This is a genomic window from Streptomyces javensis, from assembly GCF_039525925.1.
In the GTDB taxonomy this organism is placed as follows: Bacteria; Actinomycetota; Actinomycetes; order Streptomycetales; family Streptomycetaceae; genus Streptomyces; species Streptomyces asiaticus.
On sequence record NZ_BAAAIF010000186.1, the window covers coordinates 1 to 4,184 of the forward strand.

The following is a 4,184-nucleotide window of genomic DNA, read 5'->3' on the forward strand; positions in this document are numbered from 1 at the left end:
GGGGGGGGGCGCTGGGGACGGGGCTGGTGGCGCGGGTGATGCGGCGGGCGGCGCCGGTGACGCGGCTGGTGGTGCCGGTGACGCCGCGGGCGCGGGCAGCGCCGGAGCCGGTGACGCGGGTGCCGGCGACTCGGGCACCGGCGACGCGGGCGCGGCCGCCGGGGCCGGTGACACCGGCGGCGATGCGGGCCAGGGTCTCAACTGATCCGGCCCACCCCATGAACGAGGTCCCGGGCGCCCTCCTGCCCCAGTGCCCGGGGCCTCCCTCTTCCACAACTGCCCTCCGGCTCCACGACTGCCCTCCGCGGCCCTAGCTGGAGACCGGAAGTCCCGCCGCCTCCGCCGCCGCGCCGAGCACCTCGCGCAGCATGGCCGGGGTGAGCCGCCCGGTGAAGGTGTTCTGCTGGCTCACGTGGTAGCAGCCGAAGAGCGTGAGTGGCGGCCCGTCGTCGGCCGCCCGCAGCGTGGCCCGCGCGCCGTGTCCGAACACCGGCCGTGGCCGGGGCACGGCCCAGCCGCCCGCCTCCAGGGCGGGCAGCACGGCCTGCCAGCCGAAGGCGCCGAGCACCACCGCGGTCCGCAGTGTCGGCCGCAGCAGCCGCAGCTCCCGGGCCAGCCACGAGCGGCAGGTGTCCCGCTCCTCGGGGGTGGGCCGGTTGGCGGGCGGGGCGCAGTGCACCGGCGAGGTGATCCTGACCCCGTACAGCTCCAGACCGTCACCGCGGTGGGTGGCGGTCGGCTGGCTGGCCAGCCCCAGGTCGTACAGCGCCGCGTAGAGGAAGTCGCCCGCGCGGTCGCCGGTGAACATCCGGCCCGTGCGGTTTCCACCGTGGGCGGCCGGTGCGAGCCCCACGATCGCGACCCCGGCGTCCGGCGGCCCGAACCCGGGGACCGGCCGCCCCCAGTACTCCCAGTCGGCGTAGGCCCTGCGCTTGGTGCGGGCGGCCTCCTCCCGCCACTGGACCAGCCGGGGGCAGGCGCGGCAGTCGATGACCCGTGCGTCCAGCTCGGCGAGGGTTTCGGCGCCGGGGGCCTGGCGGGCGGGGTAGGAGCGGTCGGGTTCGGAGGTCGTCATGTTGGGGGCTGGTGCCCCGTGTCCTTGCGCAGGAAACGCCGCAGCCGGGTGAGCGACCAGGTGTTGATGACGTCGTCCGGGGTCAGCCAGCCCCGCTGGGCCATGCCCACCCCGTACCGCATGTTGTCCAGATCCCGCGTCGAGTGGGCGTCGCTGTCCAGGGCGAACACCACCCCGTGCGACTTGGCCCGCAGGATGTTCTCGTCCGACAGATCGAGCCGGTCCGGATGTGCGTTGATCTCCAGTGCGGTGCCGGTGCGGGCGCAGGTGGCGAACACCTCGTCCAAGTCGGCGTCGATCCCGGGCCGCTTGCCGATCAGCCGGGTGGTCGGATGGCCGATGACATGCACGTGCGGGTTCTCACAGGCCCTCACCAGCCGCCGCGTCATGGCCTTGCGGTCCATGCCGAACTGGGTGTGCACCGAGGCCACGCACAGATCGAAGTCCTCGAGGAAGTCGGGCGGCCAGTCCACGTCCCCGTCAACGTCGATGTTCAGCTCCACACCGTGCAGCAGCCGGGTGTCCCCGCGGCGGCGCCCCCGGTCGAGCGCCCGCACCCGCTCCCGCTGGGCCAGCATCTTCTCCTCGGTCATCTGCTGCATGTACAGCTTGGGCGCGTGATCGGTGATGGCGTAGTACGCGTAGCCGCGCCGCTCCGCCTTGGCGATCATGTCCTCCAGCGATTCAAGACCGTCGGTGAGGTTGGTGTGGGTGTGCAGATCGCCCCGGAGGTCGGACTCCTCGACCAGCCGGGGGAGTTGGCCTTCGAGGGCCGCCTTGACCTCGCCCCGGTCCTCGCGCAGCGTCGGCGGGATCCAGTCCATGCCGAGCCGGGCGTAGACGTCCTCCTCGCTCCGCGAGGCGATGGTCTTGCCGCTCTTGGTCTCGAAGAGGCCGTACTCGGAGAGCTTGAGGCCATGGCGCACCGCGATCGCGCGGATGCGGATGTTGTGCGCCTTGGAGCCGGTGAAGTAGAGCAGTCCCGCGCCCCAGGAGTCCAGCGGCAGGACCCGCAGATCCACCTGGAGCCCCTTCGTGGTGCGGATCGAGGTCTTCTTCTGGCCGTGGGCGATCACCTCGGAGGTGAGCGGCAGCCGGGTGAACGCCTCCATGAACGGGCCGGATTCCTCCGCCGCCACCAGGATGTCCACATCGCCCACGGTCTCCCGCATCCGGCGCAGCGACCCGGCGTAGGCACACCGGCGGCAGCCGGGCACCTTGGACAGGGCGGAGACGATGTCATCGGCCACGTCCATGGCCTCGTCGAGCGGGATGCGGTTGCCCGCGGCGCGCATCAGCCCGATGCCGTGCAGGATGTTCTCCTCGGACTTCGGCCCGAAGCCCTTGAGATCGCGCAGCTGGTGGTCCTCGATGGCCTGGGCCAACTGGTCGATCGAGGAGATCTCCAGCTCCTCGTAGAGGATCATGGCCTTCTTCGGCCCGAGTGCCGGGATGGCGGTCAGCTCCCGCACCCCGGCCGGGATCGCGGCGCGCGCCTCCTCGACGGCGGGCATGGTCCCGGTGCGCAGATACTCGACCACCTTGTCGGCGATCGACCGGCCCACGTTCGGGATGTCCCGCAGCGCCTTCGCGTCGAACTGCGAGATGTCGGCCGCGTGGCCGCCGATCGCCCGGGCCGCCTTCTCGTACGCACGCGCCCGGTACGCGTCCCCGCCCGTGATCAGGAGCAGATCGGCGTATTCGCGCAGGAGGGCTTCGACCTCCTCGTTGGAGCGAGCCATGACAGCGATTTTAGTCGGCTCTGGCGATCCCGGTGAGGTGGAGGGATCCTGGTGTCAGGAGCGAAACGGCGGTCCGCGCGAGTCGGGTCGACCGGTTTCCTCCGTATGTTTCCCCGGGTTTGGGGGAGGTCATGGACGTTGGATTCCTGAAGCCGTTGTTCGACCGCCCCGGTCCATGGGCGGGCGTGTACATGGACACTTCCCGCAGCACGGAGGACGCGCCCAGGCGGCGCAGGCTGCGGGAGCGGTTCGTGGCGGATCAGCTGACCGGCCAGGGCGCCGACCGCGCCACCTGTGACGCGGTGATCGAGCGGCTGGCCGGTGAGCAATGGGCCAGAACGTCCGCGGGGCGGGCGCTGTTCGCCACGGACGGCGAGGTGGTGCTCGACCTGCCGCTGGCCACATCCCCGATCGATGTGGTCACGTCCTGGTCGATGCTGCCGCGAGTGGCGCCGCTGGCCGTGTTCCGCGGTGAGTGGCCGGCCTGTCTGGTGGCCTTCGTCGACCAGGCGGGGGCCGATCTGGAGCTGCGGGACGACACCGGTGCCCGATCCGCGGGGCGCGCCGGGGGCCGGAGAGCGCATGGCCGGGGCCACCGGTCGGTGCCCGCCGACCGCTACGAGTGGCACTACGCCAACCGGGTCGGGAACACCTGGGAGCAGACCGCCGACCGCGTGGCCGACGAGCTGATACGGCAGTGGACGGACACCGACGCCGACCTGCTGATCCTGGCCGGTGACCCGCGCGAGCGCCGGGCCGTGCGCGACCGGCTGCCCGAGCCGCTGCGGGCCAGGACGGAGGAGACCCGCCACGGCAGCAGGGCCGCCGGTTGCTCAGAGCAGCTGAACGCCGAGATCGACCACGCCCGGGCGGAGTACGCCCGCGCCCATCTCGAGACGGTCCTCGACCTCTTCCGCGCCGGGCGGGGCCGCCCCGGCGGACCGGCCCTGAGCGGACACGACGGCACCGGGCCGCCGAGCAGCGGTGCGGCCGAGGGCGTACCGGCGGTGGTGGAGGTTATGCGCCGCCACCAGGCCGCCACGCTGCTGCTGGGGCACACGGGCGGCGATATGCGCCATGAGGTGTGGATCGGCCCTGACGCCGATCAGGTGGCCGTGCAGCGCTCCCAGGCGCGCGCCATGGGCGTCAGAACACCCGAGCCCGCCCGCGCGGACGACGCGCTGATGCGCTCCGCGACAGTGGCCGACACGGAGGTGCTGGTGGTGCCCGAGGGACTCCAGGGGCCGGCCGGGGGCCTGGGCGCGGTGCTGCGCTGGCACGCCTGAACGAGGCACGGGGGCCAGGCGCGGAGCCTCAGCGCTCCTCGCCGCGCTCGGCCGCGCCGCGCTTGGCCGCGCCGCGCTTGG

The 4,184-nt window shown here is 72.8% G+C and carries 4 protein-coding genes; 1 reads left to right on the top strand and 3 read right to left on the bottom strand.

What is annotated here, in order from left to right; translation table 11 throughout:
- The 3 genes from ABD329_RS47335 to polX form a co-directional block, all read right to left on the bottom strand.
- The coding region (locus ABD329_RS47335; RefSeq protein WP_344318201.1) for a hypothetical protein at positions 1 to 220 on the bottom strand (220 nt) is incomplete at its 3' end.
- Between the two features lie 90 nt (positions 221 to 310).
- Complete coding sequence (locus ABD329_RS47340; RefSeq protein ID WP_344318202.1) at positions 311 to 1,075, bottom strand: uracil-DNA glycosylase; 765 nt, start codon at positions 1,073 to 1,075, stop codon at positions 311 to 313.
- Positions 1,072 to 2,817: a DNA polymerase/3'-5' exonuclease PolX gene (gene polX / locus ABD329_RS47345; protein WP_198276658.1), complete on the bottom strand. Its 1,746-nt coding sequence runs from the start codon at positions 2,815 to 2,817 to the stop codon at positions 1,072 to 1,074. The genes ABD329_RS47340 and polX overlap by 4 nt, the downstream gene beginning before the upstream one ends.
- Before the next feature lie 131 nt (positions 2,818 to 2,948).
- On the opposite strand from polX, the gene ABD329_RS47350 reads away from it, so the two are divergent.
- On the top strand, positions 2,949 to 4,103 hold the full coding sequence (locus ABD329_RS47350; RefSeq protein WP_198276657.1) for a baeRF2 domain-containing protein: 1,155 nt from the start codon (positions 2,949 to 2,951) through the stop codon (positions 4,101 to 4,103).
- The last annotated feature ends 81 nt before the right edge of the window (positions 4,104 to 4,184 follow it).